The sequence below is a fragment of the Sulfuricurvum sp. genome (assembly GCF_023229695.1).
GTDB lineage: Bacteria > Campylobacterota > Campylobacteria > Campylobacterales > Sulfurimonadaceae > Sulfuricurvum.
This window is the reverse complement of record NZ_JALNYS010000011.1, coordinates 29737-53583: the sequence shown is the minus strand read 5'-3', so window position 1 is coordinate 53583 and position 23847 is coordinate 29737. Positions and strand designations below refer to the sequence as shown.

The following is a 23847-nucleotide window of genomic DNA, read 5'->3' as shown; positions in this document are numbered from 1 at the left end:
CCCCCTATCGGTGTTTATCGAGCCAAACCATCAACCCTTTTTGGGCATGCAAGCGGTTCTCCGCTTCCTCAAAAATGAGACTTTGTCCCCCTTCCAGTACCGTTTCACTCACTTCCACATCCCGATATGCGGGGAGACAATGGAGAAATATGGCTTCGCTGTCGGCACGTTTCATCAATGCCTCATCCACAATATACCCTTTAAAATCAAGGATACGCTGCGCTTTTTCCTCTTCCTGCCCCATCGATATCCACGTATCGGTCGTAACAACCGTAGCCCCCTGCACTGCCTCTTTCGGGTCATTCGTGATCGTGATTTTTGCGCCGCTGATACGTGCAAATTCCATAGCATCCGCCACAATAGCCGGATCGCACTCATACCCTACCGGGGTGGCAATGCGCAGCTCAAAACCCAGTTTAGAGGCCAACATAAGCCACGAATGGGTCATATTGTTCCCATCCCCGATATAAGCAACGACAGCATTTTGATCTTTCCCGTGTTCCATCATCGTCATGTAATCGGTCAGAAGCTGTACCGGATGATAACTATCGGTCAAACCGTTAATAACAGGAACCTTTGAATGGGCAGCAAACTCTTCAAGCATCGATTGCGCGTACGTCCGAATCATAACCATATCGCACATAGACGAGATAACACGGGCCGTATCTTTGACCGGCTCACCGCGCCCCAAATGGATATCACGGTTAGAAAGAAAGAGTGCATGACCGCCAAGCTGATACATTCCGGCCTCAAAACTGACACGGGTTCGTGTTGAGCTTTTTTCAAAAATCATCGCCAAGGTCTGCCCCATCAGATACGGATGGGGTATTTTGCTTTTTTGTTCTTTTTTGATGGCTAGTCCCAATTCGAGAATCTCCAGAATCTCCTCTTTGGCGTAGTCTTTCAAGGTTAAAAAATGTCTCACGTGTTTCCCTACATCTATTTTGAACGCCAAAAGCAAAACTTTTAGCTGCGTTTCGAACATAAAATATGAAGTTTTTTTGATTTTACCGGCAAAAACTTCATTTTTACCGGGTTTACCCCGATAAGTTGGTTAAATCATAGCATAAAAAAATTACATTAGTTTAAAACTGCCCTTACACACTTTATCTTAACCAGTGCTTCAAGGGCAGTTAATCTCCCGTATCCGAAAGATACGGGTAGCTTTAGGGGGTTGCAGGGACATCTGTCCCTGCCACTTTCTGGGCTTCGCCCAAAAAGTGCGTAACATCAGTTTAAAAGTAATGCTGCTTCTTTAGCATGGTAACTGATAATAATATCGGCACCTGCCCGCTTGAATCCAATCATCGTCTCCATCATCACACGGTTATAATCGATCAGTCCCGCATTCCCGGCATATTTAAGCATTGCGTATTCTCCGCTGACGTTGTACACGGCAAGCGGTAATTGCGAAGCCTCCCGGATATCCCGGATAATGTCCAGATAGGCCAATGCCGGCTTGACCATCAGAATATCCGCCCCCTGTGCTTCATCGGCAAGACTTTCCCGAATCGCTTCACGACGGTTTGCCGGGTCCATCTGATACGTCGAACGGTCTCCGAAACTCGGAACCGATTCGGCCACATCCCGGAACGGTCCGTAATAACCGCTTGCAAATTTGGTGGAATAGCTCATAATGGGAAGATTCACGTATCCGCCGCCGTCAAGCGCATCGCGCAGTGTCGTAATAATTCCGTCCATCATTCCCGACGGAGCGATCATATCGGCACCCGCACGGGCATGAACCAATGCCTGCTGTCCTGAAATATCAAGGGTTAAGTCGTTATCCACCGTCTCATGAACGTGATCCAAAATACCGCAATGACCGTGGTCGGTATACTCGCAAAAACACAAATCGGTCACGACAAACATTTTCGGATAGGCCCGTTTAATGGCCCGAATCGCGGTGGCGATAATTCCGTGATCGCATAAAGCATCAGACCCGATCGAATCTTTCACCTCCGGGATACCAAAGAGGATAATGGAGTAAATTCCAAGCGACTGCAACAGTTCACACTCTTTTAATATTTCATCCAGACTCATCTGATACACACCCGGCATCGAAGAGACTTCCGTTTTGATCCCCTCTCCCGGTCTCACGAACAACGGATAAATAAAATCATTCACACTTACATGCGTTTCACGAACCAGTGAACGCAGATGAGGATTGAGTCGAGTGCGGCGAAAACGCTCCATAATATAGCTCCAATTATAATTTAAATGTTAACATAGCCAATCGGGACGTGTTCCGATGGCCTCTTATTCAAAATCAGACAAAGATTGTATCAAGGGTTGCTTTAATAAACCATCTTTTTAGAAACAACCATTATAATGGCACCAATGAAAACGACAACACCCACTTTTGAAAAATCTGCCATTGCCAATCTCCCGAGTAAATACGGTCATTTTAAAATCCGTGTCTACAAAGAGGGGATTCAAGAGCACCTCGCAATTTTTACCGAAAATTTTGACCGCCAGGAGGCTCCGTTGGTACGGATCCACTCCGAGTGCCTTACCGGCGATACACTGGGGAGCATCAAATGCGATTGCAATAATCAGCTCCACAAAGCCCTTAAACTGATTGCCGAGCAGGGGGGATTGGTCATTTATCATCGTCAGGAGGGGCGTAATATCGGCTTGCTCAATAAAATCAATGCCTACGCACTCCAAGACCAAGGGCGCAACACGATCGAGGCCAATATTGAACTCGGATTTGCCCCTGATCAGCGCACCTACGATATCGTTCGGGAAATATTTAAAGATTTCGGACTCAAAAAAATACGCCTTTTGACCAATAATCCGGCCAAAGTATCGATTGTAGAAGAGTTGAACGTCGAAATTACCGAGCGCATTCCGGTCATTATCGATCCGAATCCCTACAATGAAGGGTATCTCCGGGTTAAAAAAGAACAAATGGGGCATATTATATGAGCCGTTTACGCCGTCTCCTCCTTGAAGCAAACGTATCGGTCGACGAACGTTTTTTTGAATACGTTGAACAGTATAAAGTTTTATTGGCCAAATGGAACAAAATCCATAATCTCACCGGAGCAAAATCAACCGATCAAATTGATGATTTTATTGCCGATGCCATCACCCCGATCACCTTTCTCCCTCCGATTAAAACGGCGATGGACATCGGTACGGGTGCCGGATTTCCCGGGATGATTCTGGCCATGGGGATGCCGCAAACCCATTTCACTCTAGTTGAGCCGCTTGCCAAACGGGCCAGCTTCCTGCAGTTTGTCAAAGCCGATTTGGGGTTAAGCAATGTAGATGTCAAAGCGGTACGGGTCGAACAACTGGAACCAAAACCCTACGATTTCATTACGTCCCGCGCCGTCACCGATACGCAGATGCTCTTAAAACTTTCCAAACCGTTTCGCGGCGAACATACCCTTTTACTCTTTTACAAAGGGGAAAAAGTGTATGACGAAGTGGACGAAACCTTGAATTACAAAATTTTTCAAACCCAAAACCGTCACTATCTCCTCATTGAGCCCTCATCATGTTAAAACTATTGCTGTTTATAGGGGTTGTAAGCGCCGTCTATTTCTTTTTTTTCAAAAAAAAATCTCTTCCCCCTTCCAATGACACCTCTCAGGAAGAGGCAATGATCCCCTGTGCCCAATGCGGGACGTACGTTCAAGTCAAAGAAACGTTGATGCGGGACGGAAAATATTACTGCTCACGCGAATGTATGGAGGTTTAAATGCTATTGTTCGGTCACCCCTATCTCCCATCAGAGACGTTTTACCATATCGAGTCACTCGAAGCGATTCGACGCACTCCGCCCAATTCGGTCCTCACCCTTTTCTTTAGTTCTGAAAATTTAGATCTGATAGAGCATCTCCGTCAGCACGGTGTCCGTTTTGCCCTGCATGTCAATTCGATTACCGATGCGGTCATCGGGGAAAATCTGCGTGCAAGCTATCTCATTATCAATCCTAAATACGGGAATGAAATTCAAAAAGTGGCGGATCATTATCTTTTTGACGCAAAAATACTGGGGTATGTAAAAGAGATGGATGATCTGGAATCATTAATTGATATGCGGCTTGACGGTGCTATTTTTACCAATGCTATTATCAAAATAACCTCATAAAACTTTTTACTTTATCCACTCTCGCTTTAAATCTTTATCGAGGCATGCCAAAATTTCGTACCCGATCGTCCCGACGGCACGGGCATAATGGTTGGCGTTATCAAAAATCAGCAATTCGTCGGCATCGCTTGTGAACACGCTATTATCCATCGATATACGCCCCCGCAATGCGATCCCCTCGGGAGTCACATAACGGTTCGATGCCAAGCGGTCCAGTCCATTTGAATAGCCCAGATCATACGTCGAGATTACCTCATCTTCCATCGCTTCATAAATCCCGTTATACCCGACTCGCTCCCCTTTTTTCAGGATTCTGGTGGCGATTTTATCTCCCCAGAGTGATAAAACGGGTTTTAACCCAGGCTGCGGCAATGTCGCTTCCATCTCCAAACATCCGTACAAAGCGATACCGACACGTACCAAATCATCGCTACAGTCTGAGCGAAACGTACCGGCGGAATTCGATGCGTGAAAACGGAGAGTCCAGCCGTACTTTTTAGAAAATTCTAATGCCTGCACTTTTAACGTATCAAAGGCTCTACGCTGCCAATACCATTCACTGCTTAAGGTGTCGGCACTGCGGTAATGGGTAAATACCCCGCTGCAGATCAGCCCTTGTGCAGCTATCTGTGCAAAAGCTGGTGCAAGCATCGATGGATCGATTCCGTTTCGATGCATCCCCGTATCGATTTTAAGCTCCACCCGTGTGCCGTGGGGAAATTTTCGAATCGATTCAAGCGAGTTAATCGCATAGGTAAATTTCTCATCTGTTTGCGTAGGGGTATCAGCCAAAATCAGTATCTGATCAAAAAAATCGGCAATCTCTACCGCTTCATGTTCCAACCGAACTACGGCATTTTTCACACCGTATTCTTTTACAGCCTGAGCGATTATTTCGGCTCCATGCCCGTACGCATTATCTTTTAATACAACGGCAATTTTATCTTTTCCACCGATTTGGTGTGCGATAATGTCAAGATTATGAATGAGTGCCTGACGGCTAAGTTTAATTGTTCCCATAAAGATATTATATTGCAAGGTTAATTAATGCGCTATTTCCCCGCCGAATTCGAACCCCAAAGTTTTGTTCAACTTATTTTCCCTCATCCTCAGAGCGACTGGGCTCCTTATCTCGAAGAGGCTCGTCAATGTTTCGTCAATATCGCTTCTGCCGTTGCACGCTATCAGCCTTGCCTCATCATCTGTGATAATGTGGATACCGTCAAAAGCTATTTTTCTTCTCAGGACAATCTCCTCTTTGTTACGTATCAGACCGACGATACCTGGGCGCGTGATTGCAGCGTTCTAAGTGTCATCGACGAAGAAGAAGATGAAGCATTGCTCCTTGATTTTACGTTTACCGGATGGGGCGGAAAATTTGACGCATCACGAGATAACGGAATGAGCCGTTCACTCTGTGACGTATACGGTGCTCCGATGAAAACCGTCGATGTCATACTTGAAGGGGGAGGTATCGAAAGTAACGGCGCAGGATCGCTTCTGACAACGGCGGAGTGCCTCCTGAACCCAAACCGCAACGCCCATCTCTCCAAAGCCCAAACCGAAACAATGTTAAAAAAAGAGTTCGGAATAGAACAGATATTGTGGCTCCATCACGGCTATCTTGCAGGTGACGATACCGACAGCCATATCGATACCCTCGCCCGTTTTATCGATACCGATACCATCATGTACGTCAAATGCGATGATGAAAACGATGAGCACTACGATGCACTGAAAAAGATGGAAGAGGAGTTGCATTCCCTTCGCGACAGTGAGGGCGAACCGTTTAAGCTGATTTCCCTGCCGATGTGTCAGCCCCATTTTTATGATGATGAGCGTCTTCCGGCAACCTATGCCAATTTCCTGATCATCAACGATGCCGTATTGCTCCCCGTTTATAATGAACCGAATGATGAAAAAGCAATTGCAATCTGCGAAAAAGCGTTCCGGGGACGCGATATTATCCCCATCGACTGCTCCGTTCTAATCCGCCAGCACGGATCGCTCCATTGCGTCACGATGCAATTTCCCGAAGAAGTCTCTCTACGCCTTGACTAAGCGGGAAAACTTTTTCTAAGGCTGCGTCATAACAATTTCGTATGCAGTTTTTGCATCATCGGGTTCAAAATAAAATTTTCCAAGAAGCGGTTCAATCGTTTCAAAAGGGTGAATTCCCCTCAGTGTGAACAGTGTTCGGGCACATTTGAGTGCAGCACAGCTTTTGGGTTCAATCCCCTCCTCCGGCATGAGCGAATATTCCAGTGCATTAACAAATAGCGGATCAAAATTCCAATGTAAAAACAGCTGTGCGGCCAATCCGTCCCCCGATTTTCCAAGAAGAGCGGCTTCTTCAAGAAATAATCCATCCGGTCCGTTTTCAACGAACGTATGCGACCGGTTTTCCAACATCAATGCATACGAAGCAACCAGTCGCCCAATTTCGAGAATAAAAGTGAGTCCGCCCGCCGATTGAAGAATTGATCGGTGTTTTTTGCCAAGCCAAAGATCCGTAAATCGTTGCTGCTTCTCCATCACTTTGAACCACTCCGAGATTGAAATTCCATAGGGGGAAATATCCCTGAACGGATGTGCTCTCAAGGCTGCGGATAGAGCCATTCCACGAATTGTGGAAATACCGAAAAGTGCAATTGCCTGGGAGATCGACGTGATAGGATAACGAAAACCGTGGGACGGAACATTTGAAAACCGAAGAATGTCCGTATACAGCAACGGATCAGATTCAATAATACGGGTAAATGCTCGCAGATCGACCTCTTCTACACGACACAATTCATTAATTTGATGGATCGATTCCGGCAACGGCGGAAATGATTCGATCGTATAAAGCAAAGATTCTTTCATGCATTCCCTTTAAAGTTTGTGATAATATTTCGACTTTTTTGTGTCATACTTCTCCTATGGAAGGCCTTTATCGAGAATCAATCCCGTGCAAAACAAAAAAAAATAGTATTAGAAGCTATAATAATTAAAATGATTCTAACGTAAATATCTTTGAATGTATTCTTATAAAGCTATTATCATGATTATCTACCTTGACCTTTTCGACGCATATGTAACCTATCGTACCGTCCGATTGATGAGGACCAAAGAGTGAACATAAATCTCAAATCACGGTATAAAATTAAACTCGATGAGAATTGGTACGAGCTTAAAATTTTAACCATGGCAATGGAACATACATCCGACAGTATAATCGTTACTGACCGCCAAAATCGAATCATCAAAGCAAACCATGCATTTTTGCAGACCTTCGGCTATACGGAGGATGAAATACTGGGTAAGAATCCCCATATGCTCTCCTCTATCACCCAGGAAAGCCATCTTAATCTTGAGATATGGGAAACGCTACTACGCAAAAAACAGTGGAGCGGTGAAATATGGAATACGCGAAAAAACGGTGAGATTTTTTCGGCATGGGTCCGCATTAGCACGATTACAAACGAAAAACACAAAATTCAAAACTATCTTACCGTTTTTACCGATCTAAGCGCTTTGCGCACCAGTCAAAAAAAATCGCTAAAACTCGCTTTCTACGATCAATTGACCGGCTTGCCTAACCGGCAAAAAATCGTCTCCGACATGCAAAAAAGAAATCCGACTGCATGCATCATTTTTAACGTCGATGATTTTAAAGAGATCAATGATTTTTTCGGAATTGAAACCGGTGACATTGTCTTAAAGCAAATCGGGCAATGGTTTGAAAGAATGAACTTTTTCCCCTATCGAATCGGCGGAGATGAATTCGCCGTCTTGTTCCACAACAATATCACATGGAACGATTTACGCAACCGGATCATCGCTCTCATGTCGTTACTCGAAGAAAAAGTTTTTTTGGTCGATGAAGAGATGATCACGATACAAATGACAGTCGGTGCGGCTATCGGAAACAACAAATTACTGACACGAGCCGATATCGCCCTCAACCATGCAAAAAAAAGTAAAAAAACGATTGCCCTCTACGCAGAACACGAAAATGTGGAAGAAATATACTGCGCGAATATGAGGATGAGCGCCGCGATACGACAGGCATTGGCAAACCGGCAGATTGTTTGCCATTATCAACCTATCGTTAATTTCAAAACGGGGGCCATCGACAAATACGAGACACTCGTTCGCATGATCGATCATGAAGGAATGATAGTCCCCCCAGCCTTGTTTTTAACCATTGCGAAAAAAACGAAACTCTACCCCCACATCACGATCGAAGTGGTCAATCAAGCCTGCAACCTATTCGCATCACGAGATGAAGAGTTTTCAATCAACCTCTCTGACAGCGATATCCGTGATCAGCGTATCGTCAAAGAGATTATAAACACGATTCTCAAAACCGGCACGGGACCCCGGATCGTCTTTGAAATTCTCGAATCCGAAGGGATAGAGAACTACGAAGAGGTGGCGGAGTTTATCACTAAAGTCAAAACACTGGGAGCAAAAATCGCCATCGATGATTTTGGAACGGGATATTCGAATTTTGAAAATATTATCAAGCTCAACGTCGATTACATTAAAATTGACGGGTCACTGATACAGGGGATTGCTGAGAATCCAAGACACCGTATCGTCGTTGAGACCATTACCGATTTCGCCCATAAGATCCATGCCAAGACGATCGCTGAATTCGTCGGTTCACAAGAAACCTACACAATACTCAAAGAGATCGGTATCGATTTTTCACAAGGATATTTTACCGGCAAACCGGGCCCATTGAGCTAAACCATCGATTGTTGCAAATCTTCAACATGGTTTCTGGTAACTTTAGGGAGAGTAATATTAATAGACTTCTTGCATAACCTTGTAATGTAAGAAGTTTCTGCCTCGAAGAGGCAAGCTTTAGTGCCATAGCGGCCAGCGTGGTGCTTTGGGCTTTGCTCAAAGCACGTTTAAAATAGAGTTCTGCAAGAACTCTAATGAAATAGAATCGAAAAGCCGGAGTAGAGGAAATAGCCCGAAGCTGCCAGAAGAATAAGTGTCAAGATTATTTTTTTAATAGTTGGTTTCATAGTCCCTATTATAATCTCTTAACACTAATGTAACACTTTAAATCTATAATTCTTCATATTTACTTAAGGAATTAAAGTATGAAAAGCGTTGCTCTTCTCTCTTTAGCGGCCATTTCCGCTCTCGCTTCTGAACCGCTAGCCATCCAAAAAATTACGGTTGAAGCAGATACCTCTCAACAAGAGGTCTCACGGATTATCCCGGCGGCTACACCGACGGCAAAGACCATGACCGGAGATTCGGCAGCCCTTCTCGCAGACGTACCGGGGGTAAGCCTCTATTCAAACGGCGGCTTTGCTTCCCTTCCGGCAATCCACGGGATGGCGGATGATCGGGTGAAGATTGATATCGACGGAATGCAGATCACCTCCGCCTGCCCCAATCACATGAACCCCGCTCTCTCGTACATCGACACCTCAAAAGTTGCCGTCATGGACGTCATCGCAGGCATTACACCGGTCAGTGAGGGGGGAGACAGTATCGGAGGAAGCGTTATCGTCAAATCCAAAGAGCCCGTTTTTGCTAAAAATCGGGGCGAAGTAATTATAAATGCAGATGTGACCGGTTTTTACCGCAGCAACAGTGCCGCGCGTGGAGCATCACTCAACGCCAGTGCCGCCAATGACAAAATCAGTGTCACTTATGCCGGGTTTGCCGAAAAAGCGGCCAATTATAAAGATGGAAACGGCAAAATCGTCAAAGCGACTCTCCACCAAATGCAAAACAATACAGCCACGCTAGCCTATAAACTCGATGAGGGAATTGTCTCTCTCAAGCTCGGCAAACAAAATGTCGATTTCGAAGGATTCCCGAATCAGTACATGGATATGCTCGGAAACGAATCCACCTACGGCAACCTCAGCTACAAAGGGCGTATCGGCAAACTCCTCCTCGATGCCAATATTTTTCGCCAAAATACCGACCACTATATGAACAAAATTTCGACGGAACGTCCCGGTAATATGCCGATGTATACCCAAGCACAAGAGAGCGGGGCGAACATCAAAGCAACTCTCCCCTACAGCTCTACGCAAACGTTTAAATTCGGTGCCGACTACGACCGATACCGACTCAATGACTGGTGGCCACCGGTCACGACTACGGTCGGCGGTATGGGACCGAACACGTTTTGGAATCTCAACGACGGCCAACGCGATCGCCTCGGGATTTTTGCGGAGAGCGTTTCCCAATGGAGTGAAAAACTCTCCTCTACCATCGGAATTCGGACCGACAGGGTCAGCATGAATACCGGAAGTGTTACCGGATACAATACGGTCACTCCCCCCAACATGATGAGCAACGATCCGGTGGATGCAAACGCATTTAACGCCTTGGACCATAAAAAACAAGACAACAATTACGATTTCACCGCTATGACCAAATACGAATACAGCGATTCAAATGATTTTGAACTCGGTTTTGCCCGTAAAACCCGCTCTCCGAATCTTTACGAACGCTATTCATGGGCCGGAGGATACGGCGGAAATTTAAATGTCGCTCCGATCCGTATGGATATGGCGATGATTAACTGGTTCGGCGATGCCAACGGCTATGTCGGAAATCTCAATCTCAAACCCGAAGTCGCCAATACGATCAGCGCCACCGCTTCGTGGCACGATGGCGCATCCGGTTCGTGGGGGGTCAAAATCACCCCGTACTACACCAAAGTTCAGAATTACATCGATGTGAAAAAAATCGGATCGGTTGCGGGAGACGGAACAAAGTTCACCAATATTCAGCTGCTGCAATTTGAAAATCATGATGCCCATCTCTTCGGTGCCGATCTTTCCGGCTTTGCCACCCTTTGGGACAATAGCGAAAACGGCGTCGGAACGCTCAAATCCGTTATCGGCTATACGCGGGGATTTCGGGATGACGGCGGATCACTCTACCATATGATGCCTTTTCATGCCAAAGTCAGCTTAAACCGTCTCTCCGGCGCATGGAGCAACGGAATCGATGCACAAGCGGTCATGGCCAAAGATTCGGTCGATACCGTCCGTTCTGAGCCGAAAACGCCGGGGTATGCGCTTGTTGATCTCCGTACCGGTTATCAAATTTCAAAAAATATCAAATTTGACGTAGCGGTAACCAATCTGTTCAATAAAGCCTACGCTCTTCCTCTGGGAGGCGTCGATGTTGTCAACTATTCTGCCGGCAGCTATACACCGATGCAGGGGATGGGACGGTCGTTTAATACGGCGCTCAATATGAAATTCTAGTCATGCCCTTCGGGGCATTTGTGTTTTCGTCATTTCCCGATCAAAAGGGAACCTCTACTCTATTCTCCAAAAACCATCCAAAGCCAAACATCAATCCGGGTGTTTTGGCTTTGGTCTCATCCAGCACAAACGCTTTGGCTTCCGCTACACCGATCTCTACGACCTCAATCGATTCAAGATCGACACCGCCCCCTTCATGATGGCGCATCGATTCATTTACCCGGGCGAAATACAGGGTCTGTACCGATCCGGCAAACCCTACTGCGGTATAAAATGACGTCACCCTCTCGATCAATTCGAGAGGAACGCAATAACCGCACTCTTCGAGTATCTCTTCATGGGCAATCTCGGCTAACGACTTCTCCTTATCCACAATCCCCGCACACAGTTCATACGTAAAACCGTCACCGTTTTTCAGATAGACGGGAGGGCGAAACTGCCGAACGATAACAAGCGATTGACGCTCTTCGTGATACAGGATAATAGCTACGCTGTCATGCACTTCCACCATATCCCATCGCTTTGTTACCCCCTCCTGAGTATAGAGGATCCGTTTGGGCTTGATAAACTCAGAGTTTTCGCACGGCACTATCTCAATCGTGTCAATCATAATCACCCCTTAAAACGGTTTCACTTGAAACGTATCTTTGTCCACGTAATACGTATTTTGAAAATCGACGTATTTTCGCGATACCGGCTTCGTCGCAAGCTTTTGTGTAAATATCCGATCCATTTTATTCCGTATGGCCAAGAAAACATTACGCTCTTTTCCGCTAAATCCTTCGGTTTTTTTCTTCATAACGCTCAGCGGATCGATCGGTGTACTCCCCGCATACATTCCGAAATGCAGATGAGGCCCCGAAGAGAGACCTGAATTACCGACATAGCCGATCACGTCCCCTTGTTTCACGCTACTGCCGGAGCGAATCCCGCTCCGGAACGATTTTTGATGGGCATACAAACTGGTCAGCCCGTTCGAGTGCCTGATCTTAATCGTCTTTCCGTATCCCCGCGAAAAGCCTGCAAAAGTGACACGTCCATCCCCTGTTGCGAGAATCGGAGTCCCCGGACGGGCACCGAAATCAACCCCCACATGGGCTCGATAACGGTGCAATACGGGGTGCCATCGGCTTTTCGTAAATCGGGAAGTAATTCGGGGGGTTCGTACCGGAATTTTAAAAAGAAATTTCTCAAATTGCGCCCCTTTGGCATCATAAAAGTGACCGTCTTTATGACGGTACATCGCATACCGCACCCCTTTTATATCAATCATGGCCGCATGAATTTCCGGCATGGAAAACGGCTTACCCAGGCGATATTTCTGATCGTATACGATAATAATAGGGTCCCCCGGGTTCAAACCGCTTTTAAAATTAACTTTATTTTTAAACATTTTGACAAACGTAGCGGCAATGTTATTGGATCCCGTAGCATGGATAATATCATTATAGGGGAGTGACTTGATCGGTAGATACAACGCTTCATGATGCGTTTCGCTGATGATCGGTACGACTTTCATCGCATACCGTTTTTTCGGCGTTATGTAGATTTGTAGCTGTAACTCGTCATTCACCGGAATCAAAATCTGCCGAATCGTGTTTTTATCACTTACCAGTATCTGGCAATTGGCATTGTAGGGGATATCTTCGGTCAGCTTCTGGTCCTCTTTGTCAAGATTATAATAGATGGAGAGGGGGAGTTTTGTACGCTCCAAAAAAGTCAGAAAACTCTCGCCGTCTTTCCATTTGAACGGCTTGAGCGAAGTGCCGAAAAGGAGCATGGGGAGTAAAAATAAACTTAAAAACCTACCCATTGCTATCCTTATAATCCAGTGTGAGCGTAAAAAAAGTCTTAAATAATATCGAAAATTTCATTTACAAAGACTCCTTAGGCTATAATCAGCTTTACTTACTTTTCAAAAGGTTACCATGATGCGCATTTGGTTTTACTCTCTTATCTCGTTCGGCGTCCTGTACGCTTCACCGATTTCAGCCCCCTTGCTGAGCGTAGAGGGGAATCATGCTTCGATCGAAGCAGCCGAAGCGCGTGAGGGAATGAGCGGTTTTATCGTTCGCCATTTTGACGGAGTCCACAGCAGCATTATCGCCAATGCACATGTCGAACAAACCAACCCCTCCGATCACCGCACACTACTCCGACTTGATCCGTTTGACGGACTCCACCAAAAAGCACTTCCCGGAGGTTCATGGAGTGCACACCCCTCCGATGAAGCGGTTTTGGCTTACGATTACACTCGGGCCCTTTTAATCGCCCCGAATGAAGAGAGCTACGATAGTGTTGCGAAAAGCATTTCCGGTATCGAGTGGATTCATCCGGACCTTTACGCTACCTATCTCTCGTACGAAGGGCATCCGACCCCTTTGGTCAAAGATTTTCATGCATTCTGTACCGCCAATTCGATAGGATTGCTCTATATCCAAGATGCCCAGACCCTGTTTACTCTCGATTGCAAAAGCTTTGCCCTTCTTGAAGCGGTACCTTCCCTTCAAAAAGGGGAAACCTCCCAGACACCGTTTTTTACCCATATTCCGAAAATTCGCGCCGCATGGTGGGGAGAAGGAAGTTCACGTCTAACGAGATACGAACCCTACTATCTGGAACAAATCGCTTTAAACAATTCAAAAAATCAAAAGCTATATGAACTGTACCAATCAAAATTTAGCGAACAAAGCGCACTATTGCGCCATTTTAAGATTAAGGAGTAAGAAATGAAAGCACGCATGCGGGCACGGGCACTCTGCCGAAGAGAACACAGTGTTAACGTAACCAGAGGGGGCTTTGCTCCCTTTGGTGTGTAAGGAGATAATCATGCTGCCCGCTACCGAATTTTTTACCGCACTGTTAGGCAAAGAGAATGTCTACAGCGATAAAGCCCATCTGATTGCCTATTCGTATGACGCAACCCGCGAACGTTTTGAACCCGACATGGTCCTCTTTCCCCGCCATGAGCAGGATGTAAGCGATATCCTCAAATACTGCAATGAACACCGTATCGTCATTGTCCCGCGCGGAGCCGGAAGCGGTTTTACCGGAGGGGCCCTCCCCGCATCCGGCGGTATCGTTCTGGCTTTCGAAAAGCACATGAACAAAATCCTTGAGATCGATATGCAAAACATGGTCGCCATCGTCCAGCCGGGAGTCGTCAATATGGAACTCCAAAAAGCGGTCGAAGAGGTGGGTCTTTTCTATCCGCCCGATCCGGCAAGCCAAGAGTATTCGACAATCGGGGGAAATGTCAACGAAAACGCCGGCGGGATGCGGGCGGCCAAATACGGAATCACCAAAGACTACGTCATGGCGATCCGTGCGGTACTCCCCAACGGCGATATCATCAAAGCGGGAAAACGGACGATCAAAGATGTCGCAGGCTACAACATCGCCGGAATCCTGATCGCTTCGGAAGGGACGTTAGCCGTCACGACCGAGGTGACCCTCAAACTCCTTTCCAAACCCAAAATGACCAAAACGGCCATGGGGATTTTCTCCACCGTCGGTGAAGCGATGGAGGCGGTCTACAAAACAATGGCCAGCGGCGTCACCCCGGTTGCCATGGAATTTCTTGACAACCTCACGATCCGCGCCGTTGAAGAGGTGTATCATAAAGGGCTCCCCGTCGAAGCGGGAGCAATCCTCGTGACCGACGTCGACGGAAACCTCGAAGAAGACCTTGATTTTCAGCTCGACATCGTCGAAAAAGTGTTCCGTGAAAACGGCTGCAGCGATTTTAAAATCGCTCAAAACAAGCAAGAAGCTTCCGATTTGTGGTTCGCCCGCCGAAATGCCAGTCAATCCCTCTCGGTCTACGGAAGCAAAAAAATCAATGAAGACGTCACCGTCCCCCGTTCGGCTCTCCCTGAACTCTTAGAAAAATTTTATGCCATCGCCGAAAAATACAAAATCAATATCCCCTGCTTCGGCCATACCGGTGATGGCAATGTCCACACCAACGTCATGGTCGATGGAAAAGATCCCGAACAGGTCAAAATCGGTTATGAAGCGATCCGCGAAGTGTTTCAAGCGACAATCGATCTGGGGGGAACACTAAGCGGCGAACACGGTATCGGTCTGGCCAAAGCTCCGTACATGTCGATGGCATTTACCCCCGAAGAGATGGCACTATTTCAATCCATCAAACGGGCATTTGATCCGAATAATATTCTCAACCCCTCCAAAATGGGACTTGAATAACCGATGAATGTTAAAGCGGCATGGAGGCATCTGAGGCTTTTTGTAATGATGATGTTTGACCGTGAAATCACGGTCTATGCCTCCAGCCTCAGCTTCTATACCATTTTCACCGTGGTTCCCCTCCTTATCATCTCATTGAGTCTCATTGCCAACGTTCCGGTGTTCAATGAGCAATACGCCAAAATTCAAATTTTTATTTTCGATAACATCATGCCCGTCCAAACCGAAGCGATTGCCGGCTACCTCGAATCGTTTTTCCGAAACTCCGTCCAGCTCGGGGTGATCGGATTTACCACTATGGTCGCCTCATCGCTCCTCTTTTTCCAAAATTTTGAGCACATCGTCGGAAAAATTTTCAATACGACCAAACGGGGGGTCTGGGAATCCATTACCACCTATTGGACGCTCATTACCCTGACTCCGATTGTCCTGATCAGCTCTATGAGTCTAAAAGCCTATCTTCAGGCCAATATAAGCGGTTTTGCCCTCAATGCACTCTCCATTTTCCCTTTTCTACTCCTGTGGGGGATCTTTTTTCTGATTTATAAAATTGCCGTCAATGCAAAAGTCTCCACCAAAGCCGCCGCGATCAGCTCTTTTGTCGTCGCTTTGGTATGGGGAATGGCCAAAAACAGTTTTGTCCATTATGTCTTTTACAACAAAACCTACGCTACGATGTACGGTTCATTTTCGGCATTGATCTTCTTCTTTTTATGGATTTACGTCTCGTGGATTATCGTCATCTACGGAATGAAATTATGCTATCTGATCAATCGCGCCTATCAGCGTCATGATACCCAACACCCCTAATATCCAAAATGCACCTTTCCATCGCATCGCCATCATAGCGAGAATAATACTGGCGATACCGATCCACATCGGAATCACGACGGGATGCATATCTCCCTTCTCAAACATACGAATCAGATAAGGGTCATACAGATCTCCCCACGGAGTCCAATGCAACAATAAGACACTTGGATAATAGAGATTAAACACCAATGCGAGTAAAATTGAACCCATATGCCAAAATCCGAACGTTCCGAAAATGGAGAGGGAGATCGGTAAAAGGACAAGATAGCACCACAGGTGAAGGGCTAAAAAAATTTGCCATGGTTTCCAATGTTCATAGTATCGGACGAAGATAAAGATGGACAATACCCCAAAACTCGAAAACCAAAAACCCAGCGAAAAAAAGAGTTTCGGGAAAAAAGCGAGCAATACCCCGACCACAATCAAAAGCGTCTGGACGGAGACAATCTTAATCCCCCGGTCATACAACCAATACCCCACCGCAATCATCCCAAACGCTCTTACCATCGGAGGGATAAATTCAAGGGCCCATAGATAAAAGAAAAGTATCCCCGATACGATAAAAAAAAGATCACGGTTACCGTGGCGATAGGGGAAATAACGGTTTTGAAGCCATCGGTAGGGGGGGCGAAGGATAAAAAAAGCAATCAGGCTCAGTATCCCGAAATGGTATCCGCTGATCGAGAGGATATGACTCAACCCCATCGCTCCGACCAGAGCCTGAAACTCCTGAGACATCGGTGTCGCAACAAAAAGGGCCCCGTAAAGCTCTTTCATTCTCTGATCTTCATGAGCAAAGGCGAGGAGCCGATACCATCTCTCTTTAAGGCTCAGATCGGGATACACTTCCACAATGACCCCGCGCGTCCGAAACCCTTTAAGATAGTCCAAAAAGGTCACTTTCGCGACTTGGAGTTCAACCAGCACGTCACGCCCACGCAAATCCCGAAGATAGGGGCTCATCGCACACCGGCAGGTGGAACCGTTTTCCAGACGGAGCTTCATCGAAGTCTTAGGCTTCTCACCGATCAGCCTAATCTCCTGATCGATCACTTCGGCACGTATCAGCGGATCGTCAAAACGTTTCAGTTCGGTAAATCGGTAATATTCGAATGAGAGGGAAAAAGAAGCGATAAAAAGAAGGAAGAGGAGAAAAAAAGCGCCGCTTTGTCGATCAAAAAGCTCCACCCGCTCCAACTTACTCATAAAAGCCTCTCCTTCAGCATAATCTGCCTCGCAGTGCCATAGCGGCCAGTGTAGCATAAGGGATTTTATTCCTTATGCGTTCAAATTAAATAATCGGCATGGAGACCATTTCATCCTCGATATTCATCGTCGCCGATTTCATATCGATATTTTCATAGACGATTTGTGCCGCACCAAAGGTGGGCTTGTCGACAAATCGGGTAAATTTTTTCTGAAACATCAGCTTGACATGACCCGTCGGACCGTTACGCTGTTTACCGATGATGATCTCCGCCTCCTCTTCCTCTTTTTCGACGTATTTGGAGATGAACTCTTTTCCGGCAGATATCGCCTCTTTCTCCCGCTCTTTCTCCTCTTTATAGAGATAGACGTCATTACGGTAAACAAAAAGGATGATATCGGCATCCTGCTCGATCGACCCCGATTCACGAATATCGCTCAGCATCGGACGCTTGTCGGAGCGCGATTCAAGACCCCGGTTGAGCTGAGAGAGGGCAACGATTGGAATTTCAAGCTCACGCGCCAGCATCTTCAGTCCGCGTGACATTTCACTCACTTCCAGATGCCGATCCTTCCCCCCCGTCCCGTTCATAATCTGAAGATAGTCGATGACGGCCAGTTCGATCTCGGGATGGCGGCTTTTCAGCTTCCGAAGTTTGGATCGGAGCTGATTGATATTGACCGATCCGTGATCGTCGACAAACAGTTTGGTATGGCGCATCTTATCCACCGAATCGTTCAGCCGCTTGTACTCCTCAGGGGTCATATCCCCGACACGCAGCCGCTGAAGCTGAATCGACGTCTGGACGCTCAACAATCTCAGCATCAGCTGCTCTGCCGGCATCTCCAGAGAGAAAAAAGCGACCCCTTTCCCTTTTTCGAGGAGATTTTGGACCATATTAAGGGCAAAGGAGGTTTTCCCCATTGCCGGACGGGCCGCAATGATGACCAAATCCCCTTTGCCGAATCCTGTCGTCATCTTGTTCAGTTCCGCATACCCCGTATCGACCCCGACGAGGATCGCATCGCCGCGTGCTTTCATCTCTTCGATATAGGCCATCGTCTGATCCGTGATAAGGGTAGCATCCTTAAAATCGGTCGCTTGGGAGCTTTGGGTGATTTCGTAGAGCTTTTTTTCGACCAGATCGACGACATCCGCACCGCACAGATCTTCTTCGAGGGTAACCCGTTTGATTTCCGTCGTCAGGGTGAGAAGATGACGTTTGATCGCTTTGTCTTTAATCTCCTGCACATAGGCGGTTGTGTTGGAGATCGGATTGGCGGTCAGAATCTCAACCATCACCCGTTCATCGAATTTTTGTTTGCTGTTCAGCTCTTTCTTGAGAAACTCCTCATCGATCGGGAGATCACGATGAGAGAGTGCCACCATTGAACGATAAATTTCCTGATGGGCAGAAAGGTAAAAATCTTCGGGACTCAATACCGCTTCAAAGTCGTCAAACTGTGAAGGGTCGAAAATAATGGAACTTAAAACGGAACGCTCAAACGCTAAGTTATACAGAGATTCTTCCATTTCAGTCCTCTTCTTTGGCCATTTTTTCGACCTCTTCGACGAACCGGTCAACCAGCTGATCTTCATTCAATCGGGCAACGACTTCCCCTTTAACCATTATCAGTCCCGATCCTTTTCCGTAAGCAATAGCGACATCGGCATGTTTGGCTTCCCCGATCGCATTGACGACGCATCCCATAACAGAGAGGTCCAACGGCTTTTTGATGTGTTTCGTCCGCTCTTCGATCACTGCCACGGCGCTCACCAAATCGGCCTCTATCCGACCGCATGTCGGGCAGGAGATGATATTGGGCCCCTCTTTCGCGACGCCGCTGTCTTTGAGAATGGCACGCCCTACTTTGATCTCCTCTTCGAGTTCTCCCGTGATGGAAACACGCATCGTATCGCCGATCCCCTCAAGCAATAGCGTTCCCAGCCCGATCGCACTTTTGATCGTCGCATGGAAAATCGTCCCCGCTTCGGTCACCCCAAGGTGAAACGGATAGTCGTTTTTGGGACGCAGCATACGGTACGCTTCGACGGTGCGCTGCACGTCACTTGCTTTGAGCGAGACTTTGATATCGGCAAAACCCAAATCCTCTAAAAATTTGATATTGTACTCGGCCGAAGCAACCATCCCCTCCGCCGACTGACCGTAACGCTGTTCGAACTCTTTTTCCAAACTCCCGGCATTCACGCCGATTCGGATAGGGATACGGCGTTCCTGACACGCTTTGACGATTTCGCGAATGCGCGATTTTTCGCCGATATTTCCCGGATTGAATCGGATGCAGTCCACAGTTTCAGCAGCGATCAATGCCAATTTGTAATTAAAATGGATATCGGCCACAAGGGGGAGAGAAATCTGCTCTTTAATCGCTTTAAGCGCATGCGCATCTTCCTCATCGGGGACGGCGACGCGGACGATATCGCATCCGGCAAAATGGAGCCGATTGATCTGCTCGATCGTGGCCGCAACATCGGCGGTACGCGAATAGGTCATTGACTGCACTGAGATCGGGGCATCTCCTCCGATAGCGACATTTCCGACGTATATTTTTTTAGTAGGGTAGCGTGTTATCATAGTGGAGATTGTAGCTTTTAACACGTTAATTTTACGTAAATTCTATTGGATCCATATCGATCTCACAGAGAGGCGATTTCACCGACCGGACAGCCCGTATCAGATCGGTGCTCCGCCCACTCCGTAGCAAAATCTGAAAACGGTACTTCGAACCGATTTTTTCGATCGGAGACGCTCCAAATCCGATGATCTCGATCTCGCAAAAACCCCGTAAAATCGCTACGGCCGCTTCCATTTCCCCTTTGGCCTTCAAACCGTTTTTATGGGCATAGAGGAGCCGTGCCAATTTTTTCGAAGGGGGGTATCGCCCCTCTCGGAGCCTCTGTTCATCTTTTAAAAATGTCTCATAATCGTCGAGATAGTTTCTAAAAAACGACTCGTTAAAACTTTGGACAATGACAGTAGAGCTGTTCTTTCTCCCACTCCGTCCGGCAATCTGAATCAACAGGGACAACGCACGCTCCCGCGCGCGATAATCGGCCTGAGAGAGGAGGTTATCGATCCCCATCACGATTGCAAGGGTAATGTCGTGATAATCGTGCCCCTTGGAGAGCATCTGCGTCCCCACCAAAAGATCAATCTCACGATTATTGAACGCTTTAAGCACTTTGATCAGTTTATTTTGGGTCGTGATGATATCACGGTCAAACTGGGCGATCCGAATATCGGGAAACTGTTTTTCGAAATGTTCCACCGCCTCTGCCGTCCCCAATCGTGAAGTAACAAGATGGCCGCTGTGACATTTGGGGCAAAGACGAGGAAGGATTTCGGTGTAATTGCAATAATGGCATTTCAGCGCGCGCACATTACGATGCAACGACATCCCGACACTGCAAAACGGACATTCGATACTGTTGCCGCACGATTCGCATCGTATGCTCTTAAAATTGGCCCGCGTAGGGATAAAGACGATCCCCTGATGTCCGCCCTCATGATTCTTCTCGATGGCACGGTCCAAAGAGGGGGTTAACGCCTCAATGGAGGGTTCAAATACAAAGGTTCGCTTCGCATGATAATACCCCCCCCGCAAACGATAAAACGGATACTTTGCATAACTGGATAAACTCGGGGTTGCACTCCCGAGCACCACGGGAATTTTCAGTACGCTCCCCGTATATATCGCCATATCCCGTGCATTGTAACGGGGGCGTGAAGAGGATTTATAACTCTCATCATGCTCCTCGTCCACCACAATCAACCCTAAATCATCAATCGGTAGAAAAAGAGCCGACCTTGGCCCCGCTACGATGCGAGCACTTCCGTCCAGAATTTTGGAGAGGGTCACTTTTTTTTGTTTGGGGGTCATTTTCGAATGCCACAACACCACCGCGTCTCCGAAATGGCGCTCAAAACGCTCCTGCATCTGCGGAGTCAACGAAATTTCCGGGAGAAGGAGCAAGGCCCGCTTCCCCTCTCTCAGTACCTCGTCCATCCGACACATATAGATTTCGCTTTTTCCCGCTCCCGTATCGCCGAATAAAAGTGAAACGGGGTGAGAACGGATGAAATCGAGGGCTTGGATTTGGATGGAAGAGAGGGTGATAGTAACGTTAGTATACTCTTTTAGCTGGATTTCCGCCTTCGCGGGAATGACGGGAGGGTTGTCATTCCCGTGAACGCGGGAATCCACTCTTTCAAACGGCACAACTAAATTAAGCGCTTCCCCCAGTGAACACCCATAATACTCTGCCATAAACTGAGCTATCTTGATTTGAGATTCAGAATAAACAAACGGGAGAACGTCTAAAATAGAGTTGGTTTTAAACTCAGGTTTTTCTACCTCACAGAGGACAACTCCCTCTGTTTCACGATTACTCAGAGTGACGCTCACTTTACGTCCAATTGACAATAGAGTCTCTGAATGATAAGTGAGAGGTTCAAGGGGGGAGCCCAAAAGGGCTAGAGAGTAAAAATGCACGTATTTACATCTTTGCGGCTACTATTTCCATTAATGTATTTAATAATGTAATATATTTATCACTGTCATTTAAATCATCGTGGATAATCGAATATCTACCTTCCACCGCAAAATCTGTCAGTGGTAATAACTCTTCCAAATCATCAAACAAAAAAATTTCATTCTCTTCTAAAAGTGTCATTAAATTATCTAAATCATGTGTATGAGGAAATTTAATGTTATGTATATCTAAAACTGTTTTGATTAACTTTTCCGCACATTGCTGAAAATGGAAAAAGATAATTTCTAAATTTAATTCCAAACCATGATGATTAAATCCGTCCAATAAATACTTTGCAGCAACAAAATCTTCTTTCGCTTTAATGAATAAAATTTCATGTTGCTTCAAGAGCTTCGTTGCCATAAAACTCTACCTTTTGTATCTATATCATTGTAAACTGAATTGATCTCTTTTCGATAAAATTCATAATCTTTTAAATTCGTCACTAAAATGTCTTTTGGCATTTTTATATTTTTCAACATTGCTCTAATTTTCTTTTTTTCTTCCCAAATATTATTAAATGATTTTTCAATAATACATAGGTCTAAATCACTGTCCTCATTTGGTTTTCCATATGCATAACTACCAAATAAAATGATTTTTTCAAGATTCAAAGGTTGTAATTGCTCTACAATTTGTGAATATAAAACTTCATTATTAAAAAACATATCCTTCCTTTTATTCCATAGGAGAACCCAAAAGGGCAACACGGTAAAAAAACACGTTTTCCGAAATTAATTGGTCAGATCGGAACAATACGTTCCATTTGTACATTTAAATGTTCCATCGGTAGAATTATAGGTAAACGTATTATCAACATTTATGACCCTATACACATACGTCGTCGCCGATGTTTTTGTCCAATGACCATTACCTGCTGCTGCTTCGATACCGTATTGCAATAATGTACCATTTGTAGTAACAGTATCATTGTCATCGAATAAAAGACCACTTGTTGCTGTAGCCCCAGACATATGATCGAGTTTTGTAATATAATTTGTCTGTCCCCGCATAAGACGAGTCTGTCGTTCGCTCACGATCGCCGAGCGGATCGCCGCGATATCGCTGCGCCCTTTTGCCATCTGCGCATCATCACGAGTGGCTGCAAATTTCGGTATTGCAATCGCCGCCAAAATACCAATCACAACGATGACAAACACCAACTCAATCATCGTAAAACCGTTTCGTTTATAATCTAACATGAGTCCCTCTTAATAATATCGGATAATCTTTTTCACCAATCAAATTATGTAACCTGTCACACTTCGTATCACCGGATGCACCTTTGATAATCGTCAATGTATCAAAGTCACCTGCACTTGTCACTTGAACGGTAATGCAATTATCAATCTCTCCAAATTTCACGGTCAGCTTTGAATTTGTTACATCATTGAGAGCATCTCCGGCACTTACCAACGAATAATAAGCATTCGACATAAGGGTTAAATCAGGCTTAATACTTTCATTGGCTACGGCATATTCACCAACTTCAGCAGCCCCCCCCATAATGCTCTGAGCCAATGAGGACGCTTTGGCATCATCCCGCGTAGCGGTCAAATAGGGGATAACAACAGCGGCCAAAATACCTATAATGACGATAACAAAAACGAGTTCAATCATCGTAAATGCATCCCGTTTCATCATCTCACCCTAAATTGTTCTGAGTTTTAGGATTGTCTGGCAATCATACAAATCAATTCAATAACTGTTAGCAT

24 protein-coding genes are annotated in these 23847 nt (G+C 46.1%); 10 read left to right on the top strand and 14 right to left on the bottom strand.

Features of this window, described 5'->3' with window-relative positions; translation table 11 throughout:
* Positions 1-4 precede the first annotated feature (4 nt).
* Positions 5-925, bottom strand: coding sequence for an ornithine carbamoyltransferase (gene argF, locus M0P91_RS09250; RefSeq protein WP_295066504.1), 921 nt, complete (start codon positions 923-925; stop codon positions 5-7).
* Between the two features lie 305 nt (positions 926-1230).
* Positions 1231-2199: a porphobilinogen synthase gene (gene hemB, locus M0P91_RS09245; protein ID WP_295066619.1), complete on the bottom strand. Its 969-nt coding sequence runs from the start codon at positions 2197-2199 to the stop codon at positions 1231-1233.
* Between the two features lie 132 nt (positions 2200-2331).
* Between hemB and ribA the strand changes: the two genes are divergently transcribed.
* Genes ribA through M0P91_RS09225 form a run of 4 tightly spaced genes read left to right on the top strand, consistent with a single transcriptional unit; the run spans position 2332 to position 4105 of the window.
* Complete coding sequence (gene ribA / locus M0P91_RS09240; protein ID WP_295066502.1) at positions 2332-2931, top strand: GTP cyclohydrolase II; 600 nt, start codon at positions 2332-2334, stop codon at positions 2929-2931.
* Entirely contained in the window at positions 2928-3515 is a 588-nt protein-coding gene (rsmG, locus tag M0P91_RS09235; protein ID WP_295066501.1) for a 16S rRNA (guanine(527)-N(7))-methyltransferase RsmG, read from the top strand. The genes ribA and rsmG overlap by 4 nt, the downstream gene beginning before the upstream one ends.
* Positions 3509-3712, top strand: coding sequence for a PP0621 family protein (locus M0P91_RS09230; protein ID WP_295066499.1), 204 nt, complete (start codon positions 3509-3511; stop codon positions 3710-3712). The genes rsmG and M0P91_RS09230 overlap by 7 nt, the downstream gene beginning before the upstream one ends.
* Positions 3713-4105, top strand: a complete 393-nt coding sequence (locus M0P91_RS09225; RefSeq protein ID WP_295066497.1) for a hypothetical protein — start codon at positions 3713-3715, stop codon at positions 4103-4105. It begins immediately after the preceding gene.
* A gap of 6 nt (positions 4106-4111) precedes the next feature.
* Here M0P91_RS09225 and M0P91_RS09220 read toward each other — a convergent pair whose 3' ends face one another.
* Positions 4112-5125, bottom strand: coding sequence for an alanine racemase (locus M0P91_RS09220; protein ID WP_295066495.1), 1014 nt, complete (start codon positions 5123-5125; stop codon positions 4112-4114).
* Positions 5126-5152: 27 nt separating this feature from the next.
* Here M0P91_RS09220 and M0P91_RS09215 point away from each other — a divergent pair, with 27 nt between their 5' ends.
* On the top strand, positions 5153-6166 hold the full coding sequence (locus M0P91_RS09215; protein ID WP_295066493.1) for an agmatine/peptidylarginine deiminase: 1014 nt from the start codon (positions 5153-5155) through the stop codon (positions 6164-6166).
* 15 nt (positions 6167-6181) lie between these two features.
* On the opposite strand, the gene M0P91_RS09210 is transcribed toward M0P91_RS09215, so the two are convergent.
* A complete protein-coding gene (locus M0P91_RS09210) occupies positions 6182-6970 on the bottom strand; it encodes an HDOD domain-containing protein (RefSeq protein WP_295066492.1) in 789 nt (262 codons plus the stop codon).
* A 249-nt stretch (positions 6971-7219) separates the two neighbouring features.
* Here M0P91_RS09210 and M0P91_RS09205 point away from each other — a divergent pair, with 249 nt between their 5' ends.
* A complete protein-coding gene (locus tag M0P91_RS09205) occupies positions 7220-8842 on the top strand; it encodes a bifunctional diguanylate cyclase/phosphodiesterase (RefSeq protein ID WP_295066490.1) in 1623 nt (540 codons plus the stop codon).
* 365 nt (positions 8843-9207) lie between these two features.
* Complete coding sequence (locus tag M0P91_RS09200; protein ID WP_295066488.1) at positions 9208-11349, top strand: TonB-dependent receptor; 2142 nt, start codon at positions 9208-9210, stop codon at positions 11347-11349.
* 40 nt (positions 11350-11389) lie between these two features.
* On the opposite strand, the gene M0P91_RS09195 is transcribed toward M0P91_RS09200, so the two are convergent.
* Positions 11390-11959, bottom strand: a complete 570-nt coding sequence (locus M0P91_RS09195) for an NUDIX hydrolase (protein ID WP_295066486.1) — start codon at positions 11957-11959, stop codon at positions 11390-11392.
* Between the two features lie 9 nt (positions 11960-11968).
* Positions 11969-13162, bottom strand: a complete 1194-nt coding sequence (locus M0P91_RS09190) for a peptidoglycan DD-metalloendopeptidase family protein (RefSeq protein ID WP_295066485.1) — start codon at positions 13160-13162, stop codon at positions 11969-11971.
* Between the two features lie 118 nt (positions 13163-13280).
* Between M0P91_RS09190 and M0P91_RS09185 the strand changes: the two genes are divergently transcribed.
* The 3 genes from M0P91_RS09185 to M0P91_RS09175 all read left to right on the top strand — a co-directional run bounded on the left by M0P91_RS09185 (position 13281) and on the right by M0P91_RS09175 (position 16368).
* The gene (locus M0P91_RS09185; protein WP_295066483.1) at positions 13281-14075 is read left to right on the top strand and encodes a plasminogen-binding N-terminal domain-containing protein; all 795 of its coding nucleotides are present in this window, start codon (positions 13281-13283) and stop codon (positions 14073-14075) included.
* A gap of 103 nt (positions 14076-14178) precedes the next feature.
* Positions 14179-15558, top strand: a complete 1380-nt coding sequence (locus tag M0P91_RS09180; protein ID WP_295066481.1) for an FAD-linked oxidase C-terminal domain-containing protein — start codon at positions 14179-14181, stop codon at positions 15556-15558.
* A gap of 3 nt (positions 15559-15561) precedes the next feature.
* Positions 15562-16368 (top strand): YihY family inner membrane protein, encoded by an 807-nt coding sequence (locus M0P91_RS09175; protein ID WP_295066479.1) that lies wholly within the window; start codon positions 15562-15564, stop codon positions 16366-16368.
* Here the strand turns inward: M0P91_RS09175 and M0P91_RS09170 are convergent.
* From M0P91_RS09170 to M0P91_RS09135, 8 genes are all read right to left on the bottom strand, one after another.
* A complete protein-coding gene (locus M0P91_RS09170) occupies positions 16315-17577 on the bottom strand; it encodes a ComEC/Rec2 family competence protein (protein WP_295066477.1) in 1263 nt (420 codons plus the stop codon). The genes M0P91_RS09175 and M0P91_RS09170 overlap by 54 nt on opposite strands.
* 85 nt (positions 17578-17662) lie before the next feature.
* Positions 17663-19111, bottom strand: a complete 1449-nt coding sequence (locus tag M0P91_RS09165; protein WP_295066475.1) for a replicative DNA helicase — start codon at positions 19109-19111, stop codon at positions 17663-17665.
* Between the two features lies 1 nt (position 19112).
* Entirely contained in the window at positions 19113-20198 is a 1086-nt protein-coding gene (gene ispG, locus M0P91_RS09160; RefSeq protein ID WP_295066473.1) for a flavodoxin-dependent (E)-4-hydroxy-3-methylbut-2-enyl-diphosphate synthase, read from the bottom strand.
* A gap of 7 nt (positions 20199-20205) precedes the next feature.
* Positions 20206-22092, bottom strand: coding sequence for a primosomal protein N' (locus M0P91_RS09155; RefSeq protein ID WP_295066471.1), 1887 nt, complete (start codon positions 22090-22092; stop codon positions 20206-20208).
* 4 nt (positions 22093-22096) lie between these two features.
* On the bottom strand, positions 22097-22495 hold the full coding sequence (locus tag M0P91_RS09150) for a HEPN domain-containing protein (protein ID WP_295066470.1): 399 nt from the start codon (positions 22493-22495) through the stop codon (positions 22097-22099).
* Entirely contained in the window at positions 22477-22800 is a 324-nt protein-coding gene (locus tag M0P91_RS09145) for a nucleotidyltransferase domain-containing protein (RefSeq protein ID WP_295066469.1), read from the bottom strand. The genes M0P91_RS09150 and M0P91_RS09145 overlap by 19 nt, the downstream gene beginning before the upstream one ends.
* A gap of 66 nt (positions 22801-22866) precedes the next feature.
* Positions 22867-23334: a type II secretion system protein gene (locus M0P91_RS09140; protein WP_295066468.1), complete on the bottom strand. Its 468-nt coding sequence runs from the start codon at positions 23332-23334 to the stop codon at positions 22867-22869.
* Positions 23321-23773, bottom strand: a complete 453-nt coding sequence (locus tag M0P91_RS09135; protein ID WP_295066467.1) for a type II secretion system protein — start codon at positions 23771-23773, stop codon at positions 23321-23323. Before M0P91_RS09135 ends, M0P91_RS09140 begins: the two co-directional genes overlap by 14 nt.
* Positions 23774-23847 lie beyond the last annotated feature (74 nt).

Excerpts from the sequence above, each read along its gene's own strand:
- ribA (WP_295066502.1), top strand. The coding sequence starts at position 2,332 with ATGGCACCAATGAAAACGACAACACCCACTTTTGAAAAATCTGCCATT.
- rsmG (WP_295066501.1), top strand. The coding sequence starts at position 2,928 with ATGAGCCGTTTACGCCGTCTCCTCCTTGAAGCAAACGTATCGGTCGAC.
- M0P91_RS09230 (WP_295066499.1), top strand. The coding sequence starts at position 3,509 with ATGTTAAAACTATTGCTGTTTATAGGGGTTGTAAGCGCCGTCTATTTC.
- M0P91_RS09225 (WP_295066497.1), top strand. The coding sequence starts at position 3,713 with ATGCTATTGTTCGGTCACCCCTATCTCCCATCAGAGACGTTTTACCAT.
- M0P91_RS09220 (WP_295066495.1), bottom strand. The coding sequence starts at position 5,125 with ATGGGAACAATTAAACTTAGCCGTCAGGCACTCATTCATAATCTTGAC.
- M0P91_RS09215 (WP_295066493.1), top strand. The coding sequence starts at position 5,153 with ATGCGCTATTTCCCCGCCGAATTCGAACCCCAAAGTTTTGTTCAACTT.
- M0P91_RS09210 (WP_295066492.1), bottom strand. The coding sequence starts at position 6,970 with ATGAAAGAATCTTTGCTTTATACGATCGAATCATTTCCGCCGTTGCCG.
- M0P91_RS09200 (WP_295066488.1), top strand. The coding sequence starts at position 9,208 with ATGAAAAGCGTTGCTCTTCTCTCTTTAGCGGCCATTTCCGCTCTCGCT.
- M0P91_RS09195 (WP_295066486.1), bottom strand. The coding sequence starts at position 11,959 with ATGATTGACACGATTGAGATAGTGCCGTGCGAAAACTCTGAGTTTATC.
- M0P91_RS09190 (WP_295066485.1), bottom strand. The coding sequence starts at position 13,162 with ATGGGTAGGTTTTTAAGTTTATTTTTACTCCCCATGCTCCTTTTCGGC.
- M0P91_RS09185 (WP_295066483.1), top strand. The coding sequence starts at position 13,281 with ATGCGCATTTGGTTTTACTCTCTTATCTCGTTCGGCGTCCTGTACGCT.
- M0P91_RS09180 (WP_295066481.1), top strand. The coding sequence starts at position 14,179 with ATGCTGCCCGCTACCGAATTTTTTACCGCACTGTTAGGCAAAGAGAAT.
- M0P91_RS09175 (WP_295066479.1), top strand. The coding sequence starts at position 15,562 with ATGAATGTTAAAGCGGCATGGAGGCATCTGAGGCTTTTTGTAATGATG.
- M0P91_RS09170 (WP_295066477.1), bottom strand. The coding sequence starts at position 17,577 with ATGAGTAAGTTGGAGCGGGTGGAGCTTTTTGATCGACAAAGCGGCGCT.
- M0P91_RS09165 (WP_295066475.1), bottom strand. The coding sequence starts at position 19,111 with ATGGAAGAATCTCTGTATAACTTAGCGTTTGAGCGTTCCGTTTTAAGT.
- M0P91_RS09150 (WP_295066470.1), bottom strand. The coding sequence starts at position 22,495 with ATGGCAACGAAGCTCTTGAAGCAACATGAAATTTTATTCATTAAAGCG.
- M0P91_RS09145 (WP_295066469.1), bottom strand. The coding sequence starts at position 22,800 with ATGTTTTTTAATAATGAAGTTTTATATTCACAAATTGTAGAGCAATTA.
- M0P91_RS09140 (WP_295066468.1), bottom strand. The coding sequence starts at position 23,334 with ATGTTAGATTATAAACGAAACGGTTTTACGATGATTGAGTTGGTGTTT.
- M0P91_RS09135 (WP_295066467.1), bottom strand. The coding sequence starts at position 23,773 with ATGAAACGGGATGCATTTACGATGATTGAACTCGTTTTTGTTATCGTC.